The sequence below is a fragment of the Streptomyces sp. NPDC025793 genome (assembly GCF_055558375.1).
Map to the genome: position 1 here is coordinate 1 of NZ_JBVHMR010000037.1, position 24,852 is coordinate 24,852.

A 24,852-nucleotide genomic window follows, 5' to 3' on the forward strand; every position below is an offset into this window, starting at 1 on the left:
AGCAGCGGCATCGCCTCGGACGCCGTGACCAGCTCCCGCAGCGGATGCCGCTCCAGCACCGCCGCCACCTGCGGGGACAGCGCCGGCGCCAACCGGTCCCCCACCGACAGGGCCTCGTCGCGCAGGGCCGCCGCCGCCTTCCGCACCAGCCGGCGGTCGGCCTTCGGGACGCCCTCGGCGGCACGTTCGTACAGCCGGGCGCCCTCCTCCAGGACCAGGGCGGTGTCGACACCGGCCGGGATCTTGACGCTCGCGTGGTGCCGCCAGGTGGCCAGCGGGTCGGACCAGGCCTCCACGGTGTACGTCCAGCGGCCGGGCGCCCCGGCGGTGACGGTGGCACCCCAGCGGTCGGTGCCCGGGGCGAGCTCCCGCATCGGTGTCCACGGGCCGCGCCGGCCCTTCGGACCGCGCAGCACCACGTTCGCCGCGACGGCGTCGTGCCCCTCGCGGAAGACCGTGGCGGACACCTCGAACGACTCACCGGTCACCGCTTTGGCCGGCCTGCGCCCGTGCTGGACCACGGGGCGTACGTCGAGGACGGGGATACGGCCCAGGGTGGTGGCCGGCGGCGGTGAAGAAGCCGTCCCGGCGCGGGGTTTCACGGGCTTCACGGGTTTCTTGGCCGATGCCTTGCTGCTCGACGGTGGTCCTGACGACTGGTGCGTGGCGGGCATGACCGCTCCTGTCCGCGTCAACGTGGGTGTGGGCGGAGTGATGTGGGGAGGTGGGTCCTGCGAGGTGCTGTGGTGCGCCTGTGGGGTGTGTACCGCAGGAGCCTTCCCATCCTGCTCGGGTGGGCAATCCGGCACTTTGTTAACTACTCGCGCGTATGTCCACCCGTCGGACCGGCCCCTTTTTTCCGGGTGCCCGGCAACCCGCGCTCCACGCACCTCAACAGGCCTATCATCGGCGGGATACGGTCCGGACGAGCTGGGGGAGCCAGGGATGGTGCCGTACGGTGAGGACTCGGTCGAATCCGGCGAGGAACTGGAGTTCCTCGTGCTGGACGACGGCCCCGGTGACGTGCGGGACAAGTCCTTCGGCTCGCGACGCGGTGAGGACGAGGGCCGGGTCCGCCGTCGTACCTTCAAACCGGCCGACCTGAACGCCCAGTTGGCCCGCACCCTCGACGGGCTCAGGGAGGCCTTCGACGGACTCCAGGAGTCCGGTCCGGACGGCTGGGGCATTTCCCAGGTGCAGGTGTCCTGCCAGCTCACCACCTCGGGACAGATCGTCGTCGTGGGCGTCGGCGGCCAGGCGCAGCGCACCGGAGGCATCCAGTTGACGCTGACCCCGAGGCCGGCCGGCGGTGACCGCTAGCGCAGGCGGACCGGACTGGAGAGACCGGCGGTTCCGCGCCCTGCTGGTGGGCGTGGACCAGTACCGGGACCACTCCTTCCGGTCGATGCCGTTCATCACCACCGAACTGCGGCTGCTCGCCGAGGCACTGGAGACGGCCGGATACCAGGAGGCCAAGGTCCTGGAGGCCGGTGAACTGCACGCCCAGGCGATCGAGGACGAGGTCGAGCGCTTCGTGCGCAAGGCGGCGCCGGGCGACCACCTGCTGCTGCTCCTGTCCGGGCACGGCTTCCACTCCGACGGTGTGGACTTTCTCGTCACCGGACCCGCCCGGCTCGACTCGCTCCGGTTCCGGAGCCACTGCCTGCCGATCGAGTTCGGCGCGTTCCTCAGGGAGTCCGAGGCCGCTCAGCTCGTGGTGGCGGTCGACGCCTGCCGGGATCCGTTCGACACGTTCACGAAATCGGTGGGCGACGCGCCGGCCTGGAGCAAGGGAACCACCGGCTACGAGGACTACGACGACCCCGAGCGCCCCCGGTACGCGCACGTGTACGCCTGCGCCCGCTACCGTACGGCCGGCTTCGGCTACGCGGCCGAGCCGTCCGGCGAGGGGAGGAGAGCCGCGCCGGACGAGACGACCGGATTCTCGTACTTCACCAAGGCGCTCACGGAGATCGCCCGTCACACGTCGGCGCCCGGCACGCTCGACGCGCTGGAGCCCCTGCTCGACGAACGGGTCCGCCTGATCGCGCGCGACGACCGGGGCGTCGGCGACCAGTGCGTCCAGATCAACTTCGCCACCGGCAGGGACGGCCTGTTGCTCTTCCCCCACCACGGGGCCGGGGCGGGACGACCGGCGGGGGAGCACCCCTGGCAGCACGCCGCCGCCGAGCACGAGGCCTGGCGACGGGTACGGCCCGGCAACCTGACCGGCGTACAGAAGGACGCGGCGGTCGCCCAGGTGCGGGAGGCCGTGGTGCGGCTCGTCGGCCTGTGGGGGCACGACACCGACGGTCCCGACGCGTGGCTCGCCGAGCACGGCGACGTCTGGCGGCCCGCCGAGTGCGAGAGCCGGATGGGAAGCTGCGTGGAGACCATGCTGCGCAGTACGGCCGCCGACTCGGCCTCACCCCACCTGGACCTCAGCCTCACCGAGGCCGCCCTCCTCGTCCTGGGCCCGTTCCTCTTCACCGCGTTCGGCACCCGGCTCGCCTACCTGGCCCGGGACATCCGGCCGTGGAGCCTGGAGGGCGGACAGCCCGCCGGTGACGACTGCGCGCTCGCCACCCGCGGGGACTTCGAGCGGTACTGCGACGCGCACCAGGCCCTGCGCGACCGCGAGCGGCGCGCCCGGGAGCGCGGCCGGGACGACGAGGCCCGCGCCGTGGCCTGGTGGCTGGCCCGCCAGTGGCTGCTGCGGCTGCCCGGCACGCGGGACGCCGTGGTGCGCTCCGGGCTCGCGGGCCTGGAAGTCCTGCCCGACGGAGACGAGTTCGGCCCGCAGCTCGTCCGTCACGTCCTGAGCCCCGCCCGGCTGTGGCGGCTGACCGAGCTGATCGGCCTGGACCTGGAGCAGGCGCCGAGACCGGAACCGGACACGGTGGCCGCACAGCTCGCCGCCGAGCACACCGTCGACTGGGACCGGGTCGGCACCCTGCTCACCGTCGCCCACCACATGGCCGTCGACCCCGTGCTGCTGCCCGCCCTGGTCGCCGAGCACCTGGGCATCAGCGACCCCGTCGACGGCACGGCCTTCCGGGAGGCGCTGCGCAGGCTGGCCTGGCAGCCGGACGGCCCCCGCCGGGTGCTGTCGGTGGAGTGTCCGCACCAGGCCGTCGAACTCGCCCTGCGCCAGCACACCGACGCCCTCGACCGAACGGTGCGCGCAGTGCTGAGCCGGCCGGACCGCCAGAGCGTGCCGGCCTGGGGCGTCCCGACCGGCTTCGGCGCGAGCCGGGTCACGCCCGCCACCGACGCCGACGCCAGGCCCCGCTACGAGGCCGCCGACGTACGCTTCCGGCTCGACGGCGACCGGGTCCGTGACCTGCTCATGGGCGAACAGCTCTACCGGGACCGCACGCTCGCCCTGCGCGAGCTGTACCAGAACGCCCTGGACGCCTGCCGGTACCGCAGGGCCCGCACCGAGCTGTGGAACCGCCGCAACCCCGGTGAACGTGACGACTGGACGGGCGGGATCACCTTCGTCCAGGGGGTGGAGGACGGCCGGCCCTACATCGAGTGCCGTGACAACGGCATCGGCATGGGCCGTCGCGAACTGCGCCGGCTCTTCGCCTTCGCGGGCAGCCGGTTCGTGGAGCAACGGGAGTTCCTCGCGGAGTGGGCCGAGTGGGACAAGGAAGGCATCGCGTTCCATCCCAACAGCCGGTTCGGCGTCGGGGTGCTCAGCTATTTCATGCTCGCCGACGAGATCCGGGTGACGACCAGCAGGCTCGGCGAGGACATGCGGGCCGGGGAGCGGCTGATCGTCCACATCGACGGCCCCGGCGCGCTGTTCCGCATCCAGTCCGACCGGGCCATGCTGCAGTCGGGCACGAAGGTGCGGCTCTATCTGCGCAATCCGGAGGAGAACATCTCCTGCGGTCAGGCGCTGCGGCGCAATCTCTGGGTGTCGGACTTCTCCGTGCGGGTGGAGGAGGACGGAGAGGAGCCGTTGCGGTGGGAGCCCGGGAAGCTGTCGGCCTACGTCGGCCCGGACTCCGCCGACGACGCGGTCGGGGTCTGGCGGTCCAGGGACGGCGAGACCGTTGCGGCCCAGGACGCCGGAGACGGAGTGTGGTGGTGCCCCGGACGCGGGGCGGTCCTGGCCGACGGGCTGTGGGCGGGCGAGGCCCGCTTCGGCGTCGTGGTCAATCTCACCGCCGGGCACGCCCCCCGGCTGAGCGTCGACCGCGCGGCCATGCTGGACGACCACGAGCAGCATGTGCGTGAACTCCTCACCAGCAAGATTCCCGTCCTGTTCGACGAGGGCGGGCGGGTGTTGTCGTTGGCATGGCTGTATGCGCTGGTGATCGGCGGATGGCCGAACGACAACCGCAGACTTCCGTCCGAGGCCAAGCCGGCCGGGCGGCAGGGCTGGCTCGCCGACCGGATCGCGGAGCAGGCCGTGGCCCGCGGCCACCGGTTCACCTTCCGTACCCGTGTGGGTGAACCGCTGACGGCGGACGCCGGGGCCGTGGGCTGCTGCCCGGCCGACGAGTCGCTGGTCCGACGCGTGCGGGCGACGGGCACCGCCGGCGTGATCGCGGGCGAGAACGGGGTGCTCAGCGAATGGCGGACGAGGGTCTGGGCCGCCGCTGATCCGCGTGCCGGACTGCGCGTGCGATCCTCGCTTCCTGTGGCGCTTCCCACGGACGAGCTTCTCTTGTGGGAGGCGATGGACCTCGGTCGGCCGCTGCCGCTGGGAGCGCTGCTGTCCACCGTGGAGAACAGCGGCATGCCGTTCACGTACGTGGTCGAACGCATGCGGCAGCTTGGTGCGATCCTGCCCGGCCCGGCGATCCTGCGCCGGACGGCCGACATCGTCGCCGGTCGCGCGGAGATCTCACTGCGTCAGTTGACACGGCTGGTCAGTCGCGATCAGGACGGCGAACCGCCGTGGCTCGGCCCGGAGGCGGAGCTGTCCGTCGAACATCTGAGCATCGACGGACATGATCCGCTCGTCACGGCGCGCCTGCTCGCCTCACTCGGTTTTCGCGTGCCCGACGACGCGGCAGGCACCGGGCGGCTGCGCCGCAGCGTCTGGCCGCCGGACAAGGCGGACCTGCCCACGCTGGTGCTGCGCGAGAACCTCGACCCGAACGGTGCCGAGCTGCACCGGGACCGGCCCGTGCCGATGGCGCATCTGACCATCGCCACCACCGCGTTCCCCGGACGGGCGGAACGGATCGCCGACGCCCTCCGCGCGGCCGGTTACCGCCTCTCGTCGGGGAACCCGCCCAACGTGGTGGATCCCGTCGGCGTCGACCTCCTCAGCACCAGCGGTATCGGCCGGCCGCCCTGGCGCCGCGCGGACCATGTCATGCCGCTGTACCACCTGTTCAGGGTCGCTGAACGGCACAACATCCGGATCGAGGACGTGGTGGCGAAACTGAGAGCGCTGGACATCCCGGTGCCGCAGCTGCCCGCACAGGAGGACGAGCACCTCCTCGCCCGGCTTGTCAGAGACGTACACACGTACGGGTACTTCGACGCGGGGACCCCCGTACGGCCATCGGTGATCGTGAGGCTCGCCCAGGCCGACCGGGTGCCGGACCGGGAGGTCGCGCGACGGCTGGCCTCACTCGGATACAGCGTGCACGCGTTGGACGACGACCCGCGTCGCCCCGACGACTACGGCGATCTGATGTTGCTGAGCCGTGACCACGACGGTCAGGAGCCCTGGCTGGACACCGAGTGCCAGGTGCCCTGGCATCACGTCCTGCGAGCCGCTCAGGAACGACGGCAGCCGACCGGGGAGATCGTCGCCTGTCTGGCCCGTTACGGCTACCGGACGGCGCCGGAACCGCCGGCCGGAAACTGGAAGCCCGGCGAGGAACAACAGACCCTGCTGTGCACCCCCGACAACATCCTCTGGTTCCTCATGGGCCCGTCCCAGAAGGGCTGGCTCACCGCGACCAGACCCGTCCCCCTCACTCACGTCTTCCACACGGCTCACCTCCTCGCCCGCACCCCCGCCGAAGTCGCCCACCGCCTGCGACAGCTGGGCCACGTCCTCCCCGACGACGTGGAGTTCACAGATCCCGCCACGCCCTGAGGACCTCCCCACCGACCCTCCGGTAACCACTACCGTCGACAGTGACGACGAGACGTACGGCGCCGTACGTCTCCCCCCGCGACGCGTCCGAGGTGGAAGTGTGAAGGCGATCCGTCGGTTCACCGTCCGTCCCGTTCTCCCCGATCCCCTCCGGCCGCTGAGTGACCTGGCGCGGAATCTGCGCTGGTCCTGGCATGCGGAGACGCGCGACCTCTTCCAGTCCGTCGACCCGGAGGCCTGGGCCGCCGCCCAGGCGGATCCGGTACGGCTGCTGGGCCGGGTACGCCCGGCCCGGCTGGCACAGCTGGCCGGGGACCGGCGGTTCCTGCGCCGGCTCGGCGCCGTGGCCGACGACCTCGACGACTATCTGACCGGGGAGCGCTGGTACCAGGCGCAGGCGGACGGGCTGCCCGTCGCCGTCGCCTACTTCTCCCCGGAGTTCGGCATCACGGCCGCGCTGCCCCAGTACTCCGGCGGCCTCGGCATCCTCGCCGGCGACCATCTCAAGGCCGCCAGCGACCTCGGCGTACCCCTGATCGGTGTCGGTCTCCTCTACCGGCACGGGTACTTCCGCCAGACCCTGTCCCGCGACGGCTGGCAGCAGGAGCACTATCCGGTGCTCGACCCCAACGAGCTGCCCCTCACCCAGCTCAAGGAGCCCGACGGCACCCCCGCGCGGCTCTCGCTCGCACTGCCCGGCGGCAGGGCGCTGCATGCCCGGATCTGGCTGGCCCAGGTGGGCCGGGTGCCGCTGCTGATGCTCGACTCGGACGTCGAGGAGAACGACCTCGGCGAACGCGGGGTGACCGACCGGCTCTACGGCGGCGGCAGCGAGCACCGGCTGCTCCAGGAGATGCTGCTCGGCATAGGAGGTGTGCGGGCGGTGCGGACGTACTGCCGCCTCACCGGGCACCCGGAGCCGGAGGTCTTCCACACCAACGAGGGGCACGCGGGCTTCCTCGGCCTGGAGCGGATCGCCGAACTGTGCGCGGGCGGACTGGACTTCGACTCCGCGCTGGAGGCCGTGCGCGGCGGCACGGTCTTCACCACCCACACCCCCGTCCCGGCCGGCATCGACCGCTTCGACCGGGAACTGGTCGCCCGGCACTTCGGCGCGGACGCCGAGCTGCCCGGCATCGATGTGCAGCGGATCCTGACGCTGGGCATGGAGACGTACCCGGGCGGCGAGCCGAACCTGTTCAACATGGCCGTGATGGGGCTCAGACTGGCTCAGCGGGCCAACGGCGTGTCCCTGCTCCACGGACAGGTCAGCCGGGAGATGTTCGCCGGGCTGTGGCCGGGATTCGACGCCGAGGAGGTGCCGATCACCTCGGTGACCAACGGGGTGCACGCGCCGACCTGGGTGGCGCCGGAGGTGCTGCGCCTCGGCGCCCGCGAGGTCGGCGCCCAGCGGGCGGAGGACGCGCTGACGGTGGGCGGCTCGGACCGCTGGGACTCCGTCGCCGACATCCCGGACCAGGAGATCTGGGAGCTGCGCCGCACCCTGCGCGAACAGCTGGTGCTGGAGGTGCGCGATCGGTTGCGGGCGTCGTGGCGCCAACGGGGCGCCGGGAACGCCGAGTTGGGCTGGATCGAGGGGGTGCTGGACCCGGACGTCCTGACCATCGGCTTCGCGCGCCGGGTCCCGTCGTACAAGCGGCTGACCCTGATGCTGCGCGACCGGGACCGCCTGATGGAGCTGTTGCTGCATGCGGAGCGCCCGATCCAGATCGTCGTGGCGGGCAAGGCCCACCCCGCCGACGACAGCGGCAAGCGCCTCGTCCAGGAACTGGTCCGCTTCGCCGACGACCCGCGCGTGCGCCACCGCATCGTCTTCCTGCCCGACTACGGCATGGCGATGGCGCAGAAGCTCTACCCGGGCTGCGACATCTGGCTCAACAACCCCCTCCGCCCCCTGGAGGCGTGCGGCACCTCCGGCATGAAGGCGGCGCTCAACGGCTGCCTCAACCTCTCCGTGCTGGACGGCTGGTGGGACGAATGGTTCCAGCCGGACTTCGGCTGGGCCATCCCGACGGCGGACGGCGTCGGCATGGACCCCGACCGCCGCGACGACATCGAGGCGGCGGCGCTGTACGACCTGCTGGAGCAGCGGGTGACCCCGCGCTTCTACGAACGCGGCCGCGCCGGCCTGCCCGACCGCTGGATCCAGATGGTCCGCCAGACCCTCACCCTGCTGGGCCCGAAGGTGCTGGCCGGCCGCATGGTCCGCGACTACGTCGAGCGCCTCTACGCCCCCGCCGCCCAGGCGCACCGCGCGCTCACCCCGGACACGGCGAGCGAACTGGCCACCTGGAAGGCCCGGGTGCGGGCGGCCTGGCCCGAGGTGGGAGTCGACCACGTCGAGACGACGGCGACGACGGCCACGGCGGAGCTGGGCACGACCGTCGGCCTGCGGGTGCGGGTCGCCCTGGGCGAGTTGAGCCCGGACGACGTGGAGGTCCAGGCGGTCTCCGGCCGGGTGGACGCCGAGGACCACATCACGGACGCCACGGTCGTCGCCCTGAAACCGACGGGAGCCCCGGACCTGGAGGGCCGGCTGCTGTACGAGGGCCCCCTCTCCCTGGACCGCACGGGCCCGTACGGCTACACGGTCCGCATCCTGCCCACACACCGGCTGCTGGCCTCGGCCGCGGAACCGGGCCTGGTGGCGGTGCCGCCCGGCGAGGTGGTGGAGGGGGCGGGGGTGTTGTTGCGGTAGCTGTCCAGCCGGGGAGGGCTGTTCTGCGCTACGGCACGAGCAGGTGCAGGCCGGAGCAGTCGTCCCCGCCGGCCGGGTCCGGGGCGTACAGCCAGTAGACGGTCGCGAGCAGTCCGAGCGTCAACAGCAGGCCGAGCACGGCGGCCACCAGCGCGAGTCCGCGCCGCTCGGTGCGGGGAAGCGTGGCGAACGCCAGCAGGGCGCCGAGGGCGCAGGTGAGACCGGCCCACGAGGTGACGTACATGCGCGTAGAGGGCCCCAGGTACCTGCAGTGCTGGAACGTGTCGGAGCTGAAGGCCAGGTGCGCGATGAGCAGGCCGGTCGAGACAGCCGTCAGCACCGCGACGAGCAGCGCACGCCGGCGCCCGGTCGGTACGGGGGCAGGGGTGGTCGTGGTCATCGGTACCAGTCCGGGTTGGGGCGAACGAACACCAGGTTCTGGGCACCTTCGCGTTTTTCGGTGGAGTTGATACGCCCTCCCGGACTGACGTTCTGGTACGGGTCGGTGTGCTGGTGAGCGCTGCGACTACCTGGCTCCGGCCGCCGTCTTCAGCCCTTCGAGGAAGAGGACGAACGAACCGGCAGGGAAGGCGAGAGTGGCTCGGGCCGGGGCCTTTGAGTCACGGATGGCTATGTGGGTGTCGAGGTCGGCGACTTCGACGCAGGTGTTGCCATCGCCTCCGCCGGAGTACGACGATTTGTGCCAGCGGATGGCCTGGTTCATGCGGGCGCCTCACAGTTCCTTCGTCAAGCGATGGATGAAGTCCCGTGACTCCACGGGCGGCAGTGCTGCTCTCTCCACCTTATGGAGTAGGGCCCGGAAGCGCGCCAGCTGGGATTCGGCATCGATGAAGGTGGTGCCGTGCGGAGCATCACGCAGTACGGTGTCCAGCCGGGGGAGCGCCCCGCCCACGTACATCATCTCGATCCCGGCACCGGCAAATCCCTCTCCCGCGAACGGGATGACACGCACTGTGGCGTGCTCGCGTTCGATCGCCCCGAGGATTTCCCTGAGTTGAGCATGAGCGGTGCTGCGGTCGGACACCAGGATGCGCAGCGCCGCCTCGTGAATGATCGTCTCGTACGGGACGGGCACCTTGCGCTCAAGTACGGACCTGCGCCTGATCCGGTGTTCGATCCGGGGTTTCAGTTCGCTCTCCGGAAGCTCCGGGACCATGTAACCGAAGACGGCACGGGCGTAGTCGGGGGTCTGCAGCAGCCCGGGCACATGGGTGGTGACAACCTCACGCAGAAAAGCCCCGTGGTGCTCCGTCTCGGCGACGTCCAGAAACACCGGTGGAAGCACTCCCCGGTACTCCTCCCACCAGCCTTGCGCACGCTCGCCGGCCATCGCGACCAGGGCCTCGACGAATGCCTCGTCAGCGCAGGCGTAGTGCGCCGCCAGCCGCCGCACCCGCTCCTCGCTCACGCCGGCGAGGCCCGCCTCGACCTGGCTCATCTGCGCCGACGTCGAACTGAGCAACCCCGCGACTTCGCGGGCTTTCAGGCCTGCGGCTTCCCGCAGTCTGCGTAGCTCGGTGCCCAGGCGTACCTGCCGTGCTGTGGGTTGGCTTCTCGGCGCCATCGCCCCTCCGCCTTCAACCGCCGTGCTGTCGTGCCTCGTTCGGGCGTCAGATTACGCGACCCGCTTGCGTGAGGAAAAATTTTTGCACTACTGTCGGTGACGCACCGCGCACGCTGCGGAAGTGCACTGCTCCGTCGTGCCATGACGGCTGCGGCATTGCCGCCGCGCGTGAGGACCCCTCTCTTCCGCTGGAGTTGATGACGCATGCCCGAAACCTGGGACTACACCCTCTACATCCCCAACGACCCCAGAGCCGTCACGGTGTGCCGCCGCACCCTGCGCCTGATCCTGGCCCTGCACGGTCTGATCGGCCTGGTGGACACTGCCGAACTCCTCGCCTCGGAGCTGGTGTCGAACGCGGTACGGCACACGAAGGGCCCCGCCGCGCTCAGGGTCCGCCGCACCCCGGAGGGCGTCGTGTGGATCGGAGCGTGGGACACGGACCCGGCGCCGCCCGACCCGCCGCTGGCGTTGGAGGAGGTGGGGGAGTCGGAGGACGGGCGGGGGCTGGGGCTGGTGTCGGCTTGTGCGAACCTGTGGGGGTGGCAGCCGTCGGCGAGGTTCGGGGACCGGGGGAAGTACGTGTGGTGTGAGCTGGGGGTGGTGTGATGGTCGGCTGGTCGCACTAGGTGCTTGCGGGCAGAGCCCGTGAGGGGGCCTTCGTCCTCGTGGTCGAGTCGTAGGGAAGAGGGGCGAGGCTAAGCGGCGTGGCCGGCTCTGCTGCCTCTCCTGCCTGTGCGGGAAGTGCCGTTGCGAGCCGATACTCATCGTCATCGCCCGGAGCAGTGGCGAGGTGGCCTCGCGGTCGATCCAGTTCGGCTTCCGGCACTGGCACTCCGTCGGCGGTGCGATCGTCGTTCGGTGCCGGAGCAACAAGCGGTTGTGAGGCCGCTCGAACCGAGTGCCGGCTCCACCGGCGCCGGCAGCGCGGGCCACAGCTCCGGATCGAGGCCCGCGACCCGCTTGTGTCCGCCGCCTGTCGGCGGCGCCCGTCCAAACGGGCACCGCCGGTCTCCAACTCCGTAGGCCCGCTGGGAGCGCCTAGAGCTCGATCGGGCGATAAGCGAGAGCCTGATCCACTACTTCTTCTGCTGTCAATTGAGGGTCTGCGTAGTAGATCAAATTCGACACTCGCGGATGGAGTACGCTCGCCTTCAGTTCCTCCAGAAGGCGATCCTCCTCCTCTTCCGGCAAGGTTGCGTCGATGAGTTGCTGAACAATGGGGCACCGCCGCATCCAGCAGCCGCGCCCCGAGCCACCGCCGATACGCCCACTCCCGCTCGCCCTCGCCCCGCGCGAACGCGAAACGGGCCGGCGCGCGCTCGTGGGAGAAGGCGTAGATCCAGCGGACCCCGCCGAAATCGCCCGTCAGGGGCGCCTCGTCCGCATCCACCGGCACCAGGACCGCGGTACGACGGAACGCACCCAGCAGCACCGCGAACTCACGACGCCTGCGGCCAGCGGCATCGGGGGAGAGGGCGCTCGGCGAGGGCTCGGGCTCCTCCTCGTCGGAGCCGGTCACGTCCACGTAGTCGTACAGCCGTGACCTGCTTATATGTTCCACCGAATCGGAGGCGCCCCCGTGCTCAGGCATGCCTCGGATCATCACATTTACGTGCTGTCAGCAGCAACGCGGCATGGAACCCACCACCCAGGTTGGCGGGTTCCTTACTCCTTACTGCTCACTCCTCCGACAACCCCGCGCACAGTTTCTTCAGCACCGCACCGCACCGCCGTGCGTACGCGTGTTGCAGGACCCGGGTCGCCGGGCCGCCGGCCTTCGCGTACCACTTGGCGGGTTTGCTGAAGGCGGCCACGGTCAGCCAGACCGTGCCGTCGCCGGTGCGGTCGACGAGGAAGGCTTCCTCGCCGCATTCGGGGTGGTCTTCGAGGGTGCCGTAGGCCCAGCCGGCGCGGCGGGGTTCCTCGGTCGTCCAGATGATGCGGCAGGGGGCTTTCAGGAGGCCGGCCAGGGTGACGGTGACGTCCGCGCCGGGGGTCGCGCGGTCGGCGGTGGTGTCGATGCCCACGCCCATCGCGCGGTGCATCTCCCAGGTGAGGACCGCCTCGGCCGCCCGCTCGAAGAGCTTCGCGCCCTCGCCGAGGCGGGTGCGTACGAAGAGGGGGTGGAAGCCGGGCGGGCAGTACGTCAGGTCGTCGCGGGTCGCGCCGACGGGTTCGTAGGTGAAGGGCGCCGAGGACATGGGTCACAAGGGTAGGCGGCACCCGGGGGGTTCTCCCACCGGGTGCCGCCCGAAGTTCAACTACGGCTGGTTCAGCTGACGTTGACCGCCGACCAGGCCGCGGCCACCGTGTTGTACTCGGTGCTGCCGGAGCCGTACAGGTCCTTGGCCGCGCTCAGGGTGCCCGCGCGGGCGGCCTTGTAGTCCGTGGTCGAGGTGAAGTACGTGGTCAGCGCCTTGTACCAGATCTGGAGCGCCTTGTCCCGGCCGATGCCGGTGACCTTGGAGCCGTTGGAGGTCGGGGAGTTGTACGAGACCCCGTTGACCGTCTTGGCGCCGCTGCCCTCCGACAGGAGGTAGAAGAAGTGGTTGGCGACGCCGGAGGAGTAGTGGACGTCCAGGTTGCCGACCGAGGAGGACCAGGAGTCCGCCGAGCTGCCGTCCTTGCTGGGCTGGTCCATGTAGCGCAGCGGGGTGCCGTCGCCGTTGATGTTGATCTTCTCGCCGATGAGGTAGTCGCCGGGGTCCTTGGCGTTGTTGGCGTAGAACTCCACGCCGACGCCGCCGAGGATGTCGGAGGTCGCCTCGTTCAGGCCGCCGGACTCGCCGCTGTAGTCGAGGCCCGCGGTGTTGGCGGTCACGCCGTGGGTCATCTCGTGGCCGGCCACGTCGAGCGAGGTCAGCGGGTCGGCGTTGCCCTCGCCGTCGCCGTAGGTCATGCAGAAGCAGCTGTCGTCCCAGAAGGCGTTCACGTACGAGCTGCCGTAGTGGACGCGGGAGTAGGCGGCCTTGCCGTCGTTCTTGATGCCGCTGCGGCCGAAGGTGTTCTTGTAGTAGTCCCAGGTCTCCTGCGCGCCGTAGGCGGCGTCGGCGGCCGCGGTCTGGTCGGAGGAGGAGGTGGAGGCGGTGCCGGTGCCGAAGGTGTTGGTCGAGTTGCTGACCAGGGTGCCGGTGCCGGACGTCTTGCGGGCCAGGTTGTAGGTCTTGTGGCCGCCGCGCGAGGCGTCGGTCAGGTTGTACGACGAGCCCGACTGGGTCGTGGTCAGGCTGACGGTGCCCGAGTACAGCGTCTTGCCGGTGCCGGTCGCGTTCTCGATGCCCTGGTACTCGAAGAGCTTCTTGCCGGTGGTGGCGTCGGTGATGACGTGCAGCTGGTTCGGGGTGCCGTCGTCCTGGAGGCCGCCCACGATCGTCTCGTAGGCGAGGACGGGCGTGCCGTTCGCCGCCCAGATCACCTTGCGCGCGCCGTCCGCGGCGGACTTGGCGGAGCCGAGCGTCCTGGCGGCGGACACCGCCTGCTGCGCGGCCCTGGCGGGGGTGATCTTCGGCGTGAGCGAGGCCACCTTGATGGTCGCCCTGGTCGCCTTGGTGACGCCCTCGGTCCGGCCCGACTTGGCGGTGTGGACGACCAGGTCGCCGCCGAGGACGGGGAGGCCGGCGTACGTCCGCTCGTAGCGGGTGTGGACCGTGCCGTCGGCGTCCTTGACGACGTCCTTGACGACCAGTTTCTCCTTGGCGCCGAGGCCTATCGCCTGCGCGGTCGTGGCGGCGGTGTCCTGCGCCTTCTGCATCAGGGAGGCGTGGGCCGTGGCGGACAGCGCGGCGGGGGCGGCGGCCGACTGGTGGGCGGTGGGCTGGGCGGAGGCGGTGGTGGTCAGCCCGGTGGAGAGCAGGGCTCCGGCGGCGACAGCGGTGGCGATGGCCAGAGTGGTGCGCTTGTGACGCGCGTAGAGGGGGCTCACTCAAAGCTCCTTCAGGTGGGGAGTCCGGGCAGCGTGGGGTTACTGGCCCGGCTGTGTGGGGTTGTGAAGTTGCTGTGCTGCTGCGGCGGGTGGAGAGAGAGTGACATCAAGGATGCGTACATGTCAGGACCCTGAAGTGATGTTGGCCGGAAGACGACCGTTCGGGAAACATTTCAGGCGTGTGAACCCGGGCTGTTCGAGGGGGGACGACCCCTCGAACAGCCCCGTAGTGCAAGGGTCCTGGCGTGCGGCTTACGGGAAGATCAGCTTCCAGTCGTTGAGCGTGCCCGTGTCCTGACTGGCCTGATCCTGCACCTTCAATTTCCATGTCCCGTCGGCCGTTTCGGCCGCCGCGTTCACCGTGTACGTCGCCTTGACGTTGTGGGCCGAGTCGGAGGAGCTGAAGTTCTTCAGCCGGTAGGCCTTGCCCGACGGGCCGACGAGGTCGATGACCAGGTCACCGCGCCACGTGTGCGTGATGTCGACGTTCACCTGGAGGTTGCCCGGCGCGTTCCCGCTGCGGTCGGAGACGGTGATGGCCGAGGTGATGGCCGGACCGTTGTCCGGGATCGCCATCTGCGTGTGGTTGTCGTACGTCGAGCCGGTGCCGCCACCGCCGCCGGAGCGCGAACCGACGTTGACGGCCGCCCAGGCGTCCTCGACCGCCGCGTACTCCGCGCCGGAGGTGCCGTACAGCTCGCCGGCCGCCGCGAGGGTGCCGGTGCGGGCGTCGGCGTAGTTCGTGGTGGAGGTGAACTTGGTGGTCAGCGCTCGATACCAGATCTGGAGCGCCTTGTCCCGGCCGATTCCGGTCACCGGAAGCCCGTCCGAGGTCGGCGAGTTGTAGTTCACGCCGTTGATCGTCTTGGCGCCGCTGCCCTCCGACAGGAGGTAGAAGAAGTGGTTGGCGACGCCGGAGGAGTAGTGGACGTCCAGGCCGCCGACCGAGGAGGACCAGCTGTCCGCCGAGCTGCCGTCCTTGCTCGGCTGGTCCATGTAGCGCAGCGGGGTGCCGTCGCCGTTGATGTTGATCTTCTCGCCGATGAGGTAGTCACCGGGATCGGAGGCGTTGTTGGCGTAGAACTCCACGCCGGTGCCCATGATGTCGCTGGTCGCCTCGTTCAGGCCGCCGGACTCGTCGCTGTAGTTCAGGCCCGCGGTGTTGGCGGTGACACCGTGGCTCATCTCGTGGCCGGCCACGTCGAGCGAGGTCAGCGGGTCGGCGTTGTTCTGGCCGTCGCCGTACGTCATGCAGAAGCAGCTGTCGTCCCAGAACGCGTTCACGTACGAATCGCCGTAGTGCACCCGGGAGTAGGCGCCGACGCCGTCGTTCTTGATGCCGCTGCGGCCGAAGGTGTTCTTGTAGAAGTCCCAGGTCTCCTGCGCGCCGTAGGCCGCGTCGGCGCCCGCGGTGGCCGCGTTCGACGTGGTTCCGTCGCCCCAGGTGTCGTTGTTCTGCGAGAACAGCGTGCCGGTGCCGTCGCTGCCGCCGCCCAGGTTGTACGTCTTGTGGCCGCCGCGCGAGTTGTCGGTCAGCGTGTACGTCGAGCCCGACTGGGCCGTGGTCAGCGTGACCTGCCCGCTGTACCGGGTGTTGCCGACGCCGGTCTCGATGCCCTGGTACTCGTAGAGCTTCTTGCCGGTGGTGGCGTCGGTGATGACGTGCAGCTGGTTCGGGGTGCCGTCGTCCTGGAGGCCGCCCACGATCGTCTCGTAGGCGAGGACGGGCCTGACCGTGGCGGCCCAGATCACCGTGCGGACGCTGGAGGCGGCCGACTTCGTGCCGCCGCGGGCCTTCGCCCGCCGCACGGCCTGCTTCTCGGCCGCGGCCCGGGACACCTTCGGGGTGAGGGCGGGGACCTTCACCGTGGCGTTCGTGGCACGGATGACGTCCATGGTCTTGCGGGACTTGTTCGTGTCCACCACCAGGTCGCCGCCGAGGACGGGCAGACCGGCGTACGTCCGCTCGTAGCGGGTGTGCAGCGTGCCGTCGGCGTCCTTCACGACGTCCTTGACGACCAGCTTCTCCTGGCTGCCGAGGCCGATCGAGCGCGCCGTGGCGGCCTTGGTGGCGTCGGCGTCGCGCAGCAGCTCGGCGCGCTGCGAGGGCGAGAGCCTGAGCGCCGTGTGCGCCGTGTGCGCCGGGTCCGCCTTGACGGGCCGCGGGCCGGCCGCCGGAGCGGCACTGGCCGCGCCCGTCTGGACGGCGGCGGCGATCAGCGCGGCGGCACCGGCGAGGGCGAGGGCCGCGCTGCGGCGGTGCGCGGTGCGGGACTGCGGGGTGTGGGAGGTGCGTCCGCGAGAGGAATTGCGTCTCAACACTGACTCCTTCTGCGTGGCCGCGGGTCGTGCGGCCAGGGGAGACCGGACGAGAGGTCGGGGCGTCCGGGCAGAGCAGGACGTGCGCGAAACGAGGTGCGGGGTCGTGCGGGCCGGCTCACGAGCGTGCGCGTGCAGTGGTGGGGTTGCTGTGAGTCGGCCAGGGAAGAGTGGCAGGGGATCGGCGTGTCTGTCAGGACCGCGTCACAAACTTGGCCGGAAACGGTCCGTTGACCGGTTGTTCAGGTCCGGTATGCGGACCGTTGGGCGGGGCGCGTCCCTCAGCGGGCGTCCCCGTGCCAGGTCCGCCACAGCGCCGCGTACGCCCCGCCCGCCGCCACCAGCTCCTCGTGCGTGCCCAGTTCCGTGAGGCGGCCGTCCTCCATGACCGCCACGCGGTCGGCGTCGTGGGCGGTGTGCAGGCGGTGCGCGATGGCGATGACCGTGCGGCCCTCCAGGACGGCGGCGAGGGCGCGTTCGGTGTGACGGGCCGTGGTGGGGTCCAGCAGGGCCGTCGCCTCGTCCAGGATCAGGGTGTGCGGGTCGGCCAGCACCACACGGGCCAGGGCGAGTTGCTGGGCCTGCGAGCCGTCGGTGGCGGTGCCGCCCGTGCCCAGCCGGGTGTCGAGGCCGGCCGGCAGGTCGCGCACCCACTCGTCGGCGCCCACCGCCGCCAGCGCCGCCCACAGGTCGCCGTCCGTGGCCTCCGGCTCGGCGATCAGGAGGTTGTCCCGGACCGTGCCGAGGAACACATGGTGCTCCTGCGTCACCAGCACCACCTGGCGGCGCAGCAGCTCCGGCTCCAGATCGGCTACCGGCACCCCGCCCACCGTCACCGCACCGGACCCGGGCCGGTCGATGCCCGCGAGCAGCCGGCTCAGCGTCGTCTTGCCGGCTCCGGAGGGCCCCACCACCGCGAGCCGCTCCCCGGGCCGCACCGTCAGGTCCACCCCGCGCAGCACCTCGCCGCCGCGCTCGTAGGCGTACCGCACGTCCCGCACGTCGATACGGTCGTCCACCGGCACCGGCGAGCCCGCACCGGCGTCCGAGCGGGGCGCCCGCGCCAGCCCCTCCACGCGCGCGAACGAGGCGCCGCTGCTCTGCAGTTGCTCCACCCGCATCAGGATCTGGTCCAGCGGCTCGGTGAACTGCCGCAGGTACAGCGCCGCCGCCACCACCGCGCCCACCCCGACCGAGCCCCGCTCGTGCAGCCAGCCGCCCAGCAGCAGGATCCCCGCCACGGGCACGGTGTACGTGATCTCGACCGCCGGGAAGAACACCGTGCGAAGGAACAGCGTGTAGAAGCGGGTCCGGCGGGACGTCTCCAGCGCGTCCCGGCCGGCCGTGACCCGCCGCTGCCGCAGCCGGAACGCCTCGACGGTGCGGGCCCCGGCCGCCGTCGAGGCGACGATCTCCGCCACCTCGGACGTCGCCGCGCCCTCGGCGAGATAGCCGTCCCGGGCCCGCCGCAGATACCAGCGCAGCGCCAGCCAGACCGGGGTCAGCCCGAGCACCCCGAACGCCCCGAACAGCGGGTCCAGCGCGAACACCGCGCCCAGCACGAACAGCGCCTGCACGGAGTTGACCAGCAGTTCCGGACCGACGTCCCGCAGCGTGCTGCCGACCGTCGCCACGTCCGCCGTGCCCCGCGCCGTCAGGTCACCCGTACCGGCCCGCTCCACCACGGCCGCGGGCAGCGCCAGCACCCGCTCGACGTACTCCTCGCGCACCCGGGCCAGCGTCCGCTCCCCGAACCGGTAGCCCACGTAGCGCGCCCAGCGGGCCAGCAGCAGCTGGGCGAGCGAACACAGCAGGATCCACAGCGCGAGCCGGTCCACGGCCCCGACCCCGTGTCCGGCGCGCACCTCGTCCACGATGCGCCCGACCAGCCACGGCCCGACCAGTCCCGCCCCGGCCGCCAGCGCGTTGAGCAGCACCGCCGCGGCGAACGCCCGCCCGTCGGCCCGCACCAGCCGCACCGCGGCCCGCCGCACCTGCCCCCGGTCCGCGACCGGCAGCAGCCCCTCACCCGGCACGCCCGCCGTCACCCCGCAACCCCTTCCGTGTCGGTGACATCCGCCGCGTTCCCGGCATTCTCTGTGTTCTCCGGGTTCTCGGCCTCGACGTCCCGGGCGACCAGGGCCCGGTACTGCGGCTCCTCGGCCAGCAGCCGCCGGTGCGGGCCGCGCGCCGCGACCTTGCCGTCGGCCAGGAACAGCACCGTGTCCGCGCGGTCCAGCAGCAGCGGCGAGGTCGACGTCACCACCGTCGTACGCCCCTCGCGCGCCGCCCGCAGCCGCTCGGCCACCGTCGCCTCCGTGTGCGCGTCCAGCGCCGAGGTCGGCTCCACGGCGAGCAGCACCTCCGGGTCGGCGAGCAACGCCCGTACCAGCCGCATCCGTTGGCGCTGGCCACCGGAGAGACTGCGGCCCTGCCCGGCGACGGCCGAGTCGGCCCCCTCCGGAAGCCCGCGTACGACGTCCTCGGCCGCTGCGGCGTACAGCGCCCGCCGCAGCGCCGCCTCCCCGACCGGGCTCCCGGCGGCCACGACCTCCCGCAGCGGCCCCGCGAACAGGTCGGCCTCGTTGTCCGCGACCAGCACACGCGCGCGTACGTCGGCCAGCGGGATCGCGTCCAGCCGCACCCCGCCCCAGGTGGCGTCGGTCGGACCGAACCGGCCGAGCCGGTCGACCACGGCGGCGGCCTCGGCGGGCCGGGCGGCGGCCAGCGCGGTCAGCCGGCCCGGCGCGATCCGCACCCCGGACACCGGGTCGTGCAGCTCGGCCGGTTCCGCGGGCGCGGGCCGCATGCCCTCGTCCGGATCCGGCGCAAGGCGCAGCAGCCGTACGACCCGGCGCGCGGCCACCACGCCACGGTTCAGCTCGTAGACCATCTGCACCATGAACGCCACCGGCCCGATCAGCACCGCGACATAGCCGTACACGGACACCAACTGGCCGATGCTGATGTGCCCCTGGGCCGTCAGCCGGGCACCGAGCCAGGTGACGACGGCGAGGAACAGGGTGGGCAGCCCGACGCCGAGCGCCTGCACCCAGCTGGCCACCGCGCCCACCCGGTATCCCTGCGCGCGCAGCGCCTGCGAATCCGTCCGGAACCCGTCGGCGAACAGCGACTTCCCGCCCAGCCCGTTGAGGACGCGCAGGCCGCCCGCGAGGTCCCCGATGCGGGCGGTCAGCACACCCTGCCGCTCCCGGTACTCGCTCTCCGCGTGTTGCAGACGCAGCGTCAGCGGTCCGGTGACCAGCGCGAGCACCGGCAGCCCGAGCAGGACGACGGCGGCGAGCGGCGCCGAGACGGCGAACAGCAGCCCGGCGACCACCACGTACACCACGGCCGAGCCGACGCCCGGCCCGACGGCGGTGAGCGACTGCGCGATGACCTGTACGTCGCCGACGCCGATGGTCACGACCTCCCCGGCCCCCGCCCGGCGCGGCAGCGCGGCCCCGAGCCGCACCACATGCCCCACGACCACCTTCACCGTGCGGAAGTTGGCGTCCATCCGCACCCGGGTCATGGTGCGGTGCCGCATGATGCTCAGCCAGGCGTTGCCCGCGCCCAGCACGAACATCGCCCCGGTCCACGCGGCCAGCACCCCCAGCCGCCCCGGCACCAGCCCGTCGTCCACGGCCCGCGCCATCATGTACGGCTGCGCGGCCAGCAGCACCATCCACACGCTGGCCAGCGAGGCCCCGGCCAGCGACCGGCCCCGCTGCCGCCACACCAGCCAGCACAGATACCGCCAGCCGCTGCGGGTGTCGGGCACCCCCGGTTCCTCGTACGCGTCGATCATCCGTCCCCCGCTCGTGTCGGCCCCGGGCCTAGGCCAGGCTGTCCCGCCAGGTCCTGTGCAGGTCCGCGAAGCGGCCCGTGCCCGCGACGAGGTCGGCCGGAGTGCCGTCCTCGACGATGCGGCCGTGCTCCATGACCAGGACCCGGTCCGCGATCTCGACCGTCGACAGGCGGTGGGCGATCACCACCGCCGTACGGCCCCGCAGCACGGTCGTCATCGCCCGCTGCACCGCCCGCTCGCCCGGGATGTCCAGGGAGCTGGTCGCCTCGTCCAGGATCAGCACCGCCGGGTCGGCGAGCAACGCCCGGACGAAGCCGACCAGTTGGCGCTGACCGGCCGAGATGCGGCCGCCGCGCTTGCGCACGTCGGTGTCGTAGCCGTCGGGCAGCGCGCTGATGAACTCGTGCGCGCCGATCGCCTTCGCGGCCCGCTCGATCTCCTCGCGGGTGGCGTCGGACCGGCCGATGGCGATGTTCTCCGCGACGGTCCCGGAGAACAGGAACGCCTCCTGGGTCACCATGACCACCCCGCGCCGCAGCTCGGGCGTGGGCAGTTCCCGCAGGTCCACGCCGTCGAGCAGGACACGGCCGCCGGAGGGGTCGTAGAAGCGGGCCAGGAGCTTGGCGAGGGTGGACTTGCCCGCGCCCGTGGAACCGACCACGGCGACCGTCTGTCCGGCCGGGAGGGTCAGATCGAAACGAGGCAGCACCTCGCCGCCGGTGCGGTAGCCGAAGCGGACCGCGTCGAAGACGACCTCGCGCCCCGGCAGGTCGCCCTTCGGTGACGGGAGTTCACGGGGCGCCGCCGGTTCGGGCACGGACGGGGTCTGGGCCAGCAGGCCGGCGATCTTCTCCAGGGAGGCCGCGGCCGACTGGTAGGCGTTGAGGAACATGCCGAGCCGGTCGATGGGGTCGTAGAGGCGTCGGAGGTAGAGGACCGCCGCCGCCAGCACGCCCAGCTCCAGCGAGCCCGCAGCCACCCGGTAGGCGCCCCACAGCACGATCCCCGCCACCGCCGTGTTGGCCACCAGCCGGGAGCCGACCACATAGCGGGCCATCTCCAGCAGCGCGTCGCCGTTCGTTCGCTCGTGCCGCCGGTTCAGCACGGCGAACTCGGCGTCGTTCACGGCCTCCCGGCGGAAGGCGCGCACCGGGCGGATGCCGTTCATCGTCTCCACGAACTTCACGATCACCGCCGCGATGGCCGTGGACCGCGCCCGGTACACCCGCCCCGCCCGCCGCTGGTACACGCGCACGAGCAGGTACAGCGGCGCGAGGGAGGCCACCGCGAGCGCGCCCAGGCCGAGGTCCAGCCACAGCAGCAGCGCGGAGATGTAGACGAAGGACAGCACGACGGTCACCAGCTCCTGGAGTCCGTCGTTCAGCAGCTCGCGCAGCGACTCGACGTCCGTCGTGGAGCGGGAGATCAGCCGGCCCGAGGTGTAGCGCTCGTGGAAGTCGACGCTCAGTGCCTGCGCGTGCCGGAAGATCCGGCCGCGCAGGTCCAGCAGCACGTCCTGGCTGACCCGCGCGGAGGTCTCGATGAACGCGGCCTGGAGGGCGCCGGAGAGCAGCGCGCACAGCAGATAGCCGACGGCCACCGCGATCAGCGGGCCGTGGTGGTGGGCACGGAACGCGGGTACGGCGCTGTCGATGGCGTACGCCACGATCAGCGGGCCCGCCTGTACGGCCGCCTGCTGGAGCAGCAGCAGGACCGTGGTCCGTACCGCCCTGCCCTTCAGGGGCGCGAGCAGTGAGCGCAGCAGGGCGGCGGTGGCGCCGGGCGCGGTGGGCAGGACGTCCCGGTCGAAGGCGTCGTCCGCGCCGTCGGCCCCCTGACCGGTGCCCTGTCCGGCCGACTGTTGCCGGGGACGGGGGAGTTCGTCGTCGTCGGAGGTGGGGGTGGAGGCGGTCGTGGTGGTCAACGGGATTCCTCCGTATCCCTGAAGTGCCCGGATGTCCCGGACATCAGATGCGCGTACTCGGCGCTGGTGCGCAGCAGTTCGTGGTGCGTGCCGACGGCGGCGATCCGGCCGCCCGAGAGCAGGGCGACCCGGTCGGCGAGCAGCACCGTGGAGGGGCGGTGGGCCACGATCAGGGCGGTGGTGTCGGCGAGGACGTGGCGCAACGCGGCCTCCACGGCCGCCTCCGTGTGCACGTCGAGGGCGGACAGCGGGTCGTCCAGGACCAGGAAGTCCGGTCGGCCGACGACCGCGCGGGCCAGCGCGAGGCGCTGGCGCTGGCCGCCGGACAGGCTGAGGCCCTGCTCGCCGACCCGGGTGCCGGCGCCCTGCGGGAGGGCGTGCACGAAACCGGCGGCCTGCGCGACCGCCAGCGCCCGCTCCAACTCCGGCTCGCCCGCGTCCGGCCGGGCACCCATGAGGACGTTCTCGCCGACGCTCGCCGAGAAGAGCGTGGGCTCCTCGAAGGCCACGGCGACCTTGGTGCGCAACTCCTCGCGGGGCATGTCGGTGATGTCGACGCCGTCGAGGGTGATCCGCCCCGAGGTGACCTCGTGCAGCCGCGGCACGAGCGCGGTGAGCGTCGTCTTCCCACTCCCGGTCGCGCCGACCAGGGCCATGGACTCGCCGGGGCGGATGTGCAGGTCGACGCCGGTGAGGAGGGGCGGCGAGTCGGGGGCGGCGTCGGGGTACCGGAAGTGGACGTTCTCGAACCGCAGCCCGGCACCGCCGCCGTGCGGTCCCGGTCGGGCATCCTGGCGTGCGGGGGCCGGGTTCTCCTCGCGCTGTCCGGCCAGGCCGTCCGGGAGTCCGGCTGCCGGGTCCTCTGCGGGTGGGCCGGTCAGGTCGTCCAGGACTCCGGTTGCCGGGTCCTCGCCGTGTCCGGCTGCTGGGCCGTTCCCGTGCGGGGCTGCCGAGTCCCCTTCGCGCGGGGCGGTTGAGCTGTCCTCGGCTCCGGGGGCTGGGCTCTTCCCGTGTCCGGTGGCCGAGTTGCCCCCGTGTTCGGGGGTCGGGTTCTCCTCGCGTCGGGCGGCCAGGTCGTCCCCGCGTCCGGTTGCCGGGTCCTCGCCGTGTCCGGCTGCTGGGCCGTTCCCGTGCGGGGCTGCCGAGTCCCCTTCGCGCGGGGCGGTTGAGCTGTCCTCGGTTCCGGGGGCTGGGCTCTTCCCGTGTCCGGTGGCCGAGTCGCCCCCGTGTCCGGGGGCCGGGTTCTCCTCGCGCCCCGGTGCCGAGCTTTCCCCGCGCCCGCTGGTCGAGCGCTCTGCGCGACCCGCTGCCGGGCGTTGCCCGCGACCCGCTGGCAGGTCCTCCTCCGGGGACTCGTCCATCGCCTCGAAGTAGCGTTCCGTCGCCGTTGCCGCCTCCTGGCTCATGGCCAGCAGGAAGCCGATGGAGTCCACCGGCCAGCGCAGGGCGAGTGCCGTGCTCAGGAAGGCGACCAGGGTGCCCGCCGACAGGCCCCCGTCGGACACCCGTACCACTCCCAGCACCAGCGCCGCCCCGATCGCCAGCTCGGGCAGGGTCACGATGACGCCCCAGATGACGGCCAGCAGCCGGGCCTTGCGCAGCTCGGTGCCGCGCAGCGTGAGCGCCAGTTCGCGAAAGGCGTGCGCCTGGCTGCGGTGGCGGCCGAAGCCCTTGACGACGCGGATGCCGAGCACGCTCTCCTCGACCACCGTCGTCAGATCGCCGACCTGGTCCTGCGCCGCCCGGGCCACCGTGGCGTACCGCCGCTCGAAGACCGCGCAGGTCCACATCACCGGGATCGTGGGGCCGAGGACGACGAGCCCCAGCACCCAGTCCTGCGCCAGCATGATCACCACGCCGACCAGGATGGTCACGCCGTTGACCAGCAGGAACGTCAGCGGGAAGGCCAGGAACTGGCGCAGCAGCATCAGGTCCGTGGTGCCCCGGGACAGCAGCTGGCCCGAGGCCCAGCGGTCGTGGAAGGCCACCGGCAGCCGTTGCAGCCGCCCGTACAGCCCCGCCCGCATCCGCGCCTCCACGCGCGACAGCGGACGGGCCACCAGCCACCGGCGCAGACCGAAGAGCAGCGCCTCGGCGACGCCCAGCAGGAACAGGTACAGGGCACCCAGCCATACCCCGCCCGGGTCGCGGTCGGCGACCGGTCCGTCGACCATCCACTTCAGGACGAGCGGGATCACCAGTCCCGTACAGGAGGCCACGACGGCGACGAACGCGGCCGTGAACAGCCGTGCGCGCACGGGGCGTACGTACGGCCACAGCCGCAGCAGCGTGCGGACGGCCGATCGGTCCTCGGTGGTTGCACGTGTCGTGGACATCACCGCGAGCGTACGGACCGGCACCGACATCGCCCACCGAGTTTCGGCCGGACCCGGCTCCGCCGCTGGTCCTACGACCGGCGCGGGCGAGGAGTCGTAGGGCGGCATCAACCGATCGGCGGATGCGGCTTCGAGCGGGTCGGCCGATGTGCCGCCGGGG

The 24,852-nt window shown here is 71.9% G+C and carries 15 protein-coding genes; 4 read left to right on the forward strand and 11 right to left on the reverse strand.

Features of this window, described 5'->3' with window-relative positions; genetic code table 11:
* Positions 1 to 674, reverse strand: a 674-nt coding sequence (locus tag ACZ4MF_RS39040; RefSeq protein WP_467497764.1) for a maltotransferase domain-containing protein, incomplete at its 3' end; no start/stop codon positions are given.
* A gap of 271 nt (positions 675 to 945) precedes the next feature.
* Between ACZ4MF_RS39040 and ACZ4MF_RS39045 the strand changes: the two genes are divergently transcribed.
* The 3 genes from ACZ4MF_RS39045 to glgP all read left to right on the forward strand — a co-directional run bounded on the left by ACZ4MF_RS39045 (position 946) and on the right by glgP (position 8,792).
* Positions 946 to 1,320 (forward strand): Pepco domain-containing protein, encoded by a 375-nt coding sequence (locus ACZ4MF_RS39045; RefSeq protein ID WP_467497765.1) that lies wholly within the window; start codon positions 946 to 948, stop codon positions 1,318 to 1,320.
* On the forward strand, positions 1,310 to 6,073 hold the full coding sequence (locus tag ACZ4MF_RS39050; RefSeq protein WP_467497767.1) for a wHTH domain-containing protein: 4,764 nt from the start codon (positions 1,310 to 1,312) through the stop codon (positions 6,071 to 6,073). The genes ACZ4MF_RS39045 and ACZ4MF_RS39050 overlap by 11 nt, the downstream gene beginning before the upstream one ends.
* A gap of 100 nt (positions 6,074 to 6,173) precedes the next feature.
* On the forward strand, positions 6,174 to 8,792 hold the full coding sequence (gene glgP, locus ACZ4MF_RS39055; RefSeq protein WP_467497769.1) for an alpha-glucan family phosphorylase: 2,619 nt from the start codon (positions 6,174 to 6,176) through the stop codon (positions 8,790 to 8,792).
* A gap of 28 nt (positions 8,793 to 8,820) precedes the next feature.
* Here glgP and ACZ4MF_RS39060 read toward each other — a convergent pair whose 3' ends face one another.
* From ACZ4MF_RS39060 to ACZ4MF_RS39070, 3 genes are all read right to left on the reverse strand, one after another.
* On the reverse strand, positions 8,821 to 9,192 hold the full coding sequence (locus ACZ4MF_RS39060; protein ID WP_467497771.1) for a hypothetical protein: 372 nt from the start codon (positions 9,190 to 9,192) through the stop codon (positions 8,821 to 8,823).
* A gap of 126 nt (positions 9,193 to 9,318) precedes the next feature.
* Positions 9,319 to 9,516, reverse strand: a complete 198-nt coding sequence (locus ACZ4MF_RS39065) for a DUF397 domain-containing protein (protein WP_467497773.1) — start codon at positions 9,514 to 9,516, stop codon at positions 9,319 to 9,321.
* A gap of 9 nt (positions 9,517 to 9,525) precedes the next feature.
* The gene (locus ACZ4MF_RS39070; protein WP_467497775.1) at positions 9,526 to 10,377 is read right to left on the reverse strand and encodes a helix-turn-helix domain-containing protein; all 852 of its coding nucleotides are present in this window, start codon (positions 10,375 to 10,377) and stop codon (positions 9,526 to 9,528) included.
* A 204-nt stretch (positions 10,378 to 10,581) separates the two neighbouring features.
* On the opposite strand from ACZ4MF_RS39070, the gene ACZ4MF_RS39075 reads away from it, so the two are divergent.
* Positions 10,582 to 10,986 carry an ATP-binding protein gene (locus tag ACZ4MF_RS39075; RefSeq protein WP_467497777.1) on the forward strand — a complete coding sequence of 135 codons (405 nt, stop codon included), beginning with the start codon at positions 10,582 to 10,584 and terminating at the stop codon, positions 10,984 to 10,986.
* Positions 10,987 to 12,059: 1,073 nt separating this feature from the next.
* Here ACZ4MF_RS39075 and ACZ4MF_RS39080 read toward each other — a convergent pair.
* The 7 genes from ACZ4MF_RS39080 to ACZ4MF_RS39110 all read right to left on the reverse strand — a co-directional run bounded on the left by ACZ4MF_RS39080 (position 12,060) and on the right by ACZ4MF_RS39110 (position 24,692).
* Positions 12,060 to 12,581, reverse strand: a complete 522-nt coding sequence (locus ACZ4MF_RS39080; RefSeq protein WP_356034471.1) for a DUF1990 domain-containing protein — start codon at positions 12,579 to 12,581, stop codon at positions 12,060 to 12,062.
* Positions 12,582 to 12,652: 71 nt separating this feature from the next.
* Entirely contained in the window at positions 12,653 to 14,302 is a 1,650-nt protein-coding gene (locus ACZ4MF_RS39085; RefSeq protein WP_362822424.1) for a M4 family metallopeptidase, read from the reverse strand.
* A 252-nt stretch (positions 14,303 to 14,554) separates the two neighbouring features.
* Positions 14,555 to 16,621, reverse strand: a complete 2,067-nt coding sequence (locus ACZ4MF_RS39090; RefSeq protein ID WP_467497780.1) for a M4 family metallopeptidase — start codon at positions 16,619 to 16,621, stop codon at positions 14,555 to 14,557.
* A gap of 281 nt (positions 16,622 to 16,902) precedes the next feature.
* Positions 16,903 to 18,669: an ABC transporter ATP-binding protein gene (locus tag ACZ4MF_RS39095; protein ID WP_467497782.1), complete on the reverse strand. Its 1,767-nt coding sequence runs from the start codon at positions 18,667 to 18,669 to the stop codon at positions 16,903 to 16,905.
* Positions 18,666 to 20,432, reverse strand: a complete 1,767-nt coding sequence (locus ACZ4MF_RS39100; RefSeq protein ID WP_467497784.1) for an ABC transporter transmembrane domain-containing protein — start codon at positions 20,430 to 20,432, stop codon at positions 18,666 to 18,668. Before ACZ4MF_RS39100 ends, ACZ4MF_RS39095 begins: the two co-directional genes overlap by 4 nt.
* A gap of 28 nt (positions 20,433 to 20,460) precedes the next feature.
* On the reverse strand, positions 20,461 to 22,356 hold the full coding sequence (locus ACZ4MF_RS39105) for an ABC transporter ATP-binding protein (RefSeq protein ID WP_467497786.1): 1,896 nt from the start codon (positions 22,354 to 22,356) through the stop codon (positions 20,461 to 20,463).
* A complete protein-coding gene (locus ACZ4MF_RS39110) occupies positions 22,353 to 24,692 on the reverse strand; it encodes an ABC transporter transmembrane domain-containing protein (RefSeq protein WP_467497788.1) in 2,340 nt (779 codons plus the stop codon). The genes ACZ4MF_RS39105 and ACZ4MF_RS39110 overlap by 4 nt, the downstream gene beginning before the upstream one ends.
* Between the last annotated feature and the right edge of the window lie 160 nt (positions 24,693 to 24,852).

What these genes read in the sequence shown, in the direction of transcription:
- ACZ4MF_RS39045 (WP_467497765.1), top strand. Translation starts at nt 946, where the DNA reads ATGGTGCCGTACGGTGAGGACTCGGTCGAATCCGGCGAGGAACTGGAG.
- ACZ4MF_RS39060 (WP_467497771.1), bottom strand. Translation starts at nt 9,192, where the DNA reads ATGACCACGACCACCCCTGCCCCCGTACCGACCGGGCGCCGGCGTGCG.
- ACZ4MF_RS39065 (WP_467497773.1), bottom strand. Translation starts at nt 9,516, where the DNA reads ATGAACCAGGCCATCCGCTGGCACAAATCGTCGTACTCCGGCGGAGGC.
- ACZ4MF_RS39070 (WP_467497775.1), bottom strand. Translation starts at nt 10,377, where the DNA reads ATGGCGCCGAGAAGCCAACCCACAGCACGGCAGGTACGCCTGGGCACC.
- ACZ4MF_RS39075 (WP_467497777.1), top strand. Translation starts at nt 10,582, where the DNA reads ATGCCCGAAACCTGGGACTACACCCTCTACATCCCCAACGACCCCAGA.
- ACZ4MF_RS39080 (WP_356034471.1), bottom strand. Translation starts at nt 12,581, where the DNA reads ATGTCCTCGGCGCCCTTCACCTACGAACCCGTCGGCGCGACCCGCGAC.
- ACZ4MF_RS39100 (WP_467497784.1), bottom strand. Translation starts at nt 20,432, where the DNA reads ATGATCGACGCGTACGAGGAACCGGGGGTGCCCGACACCCGCAGCGGC.
- ACZ4MF_RS39110 (WP_467497788.1), bottom strand. Translation starts at nt 24,692, where the DNA reads ATGTCCACGACACGTGCAACCACCGAGGACCGATCGGCCGTCCGCACG.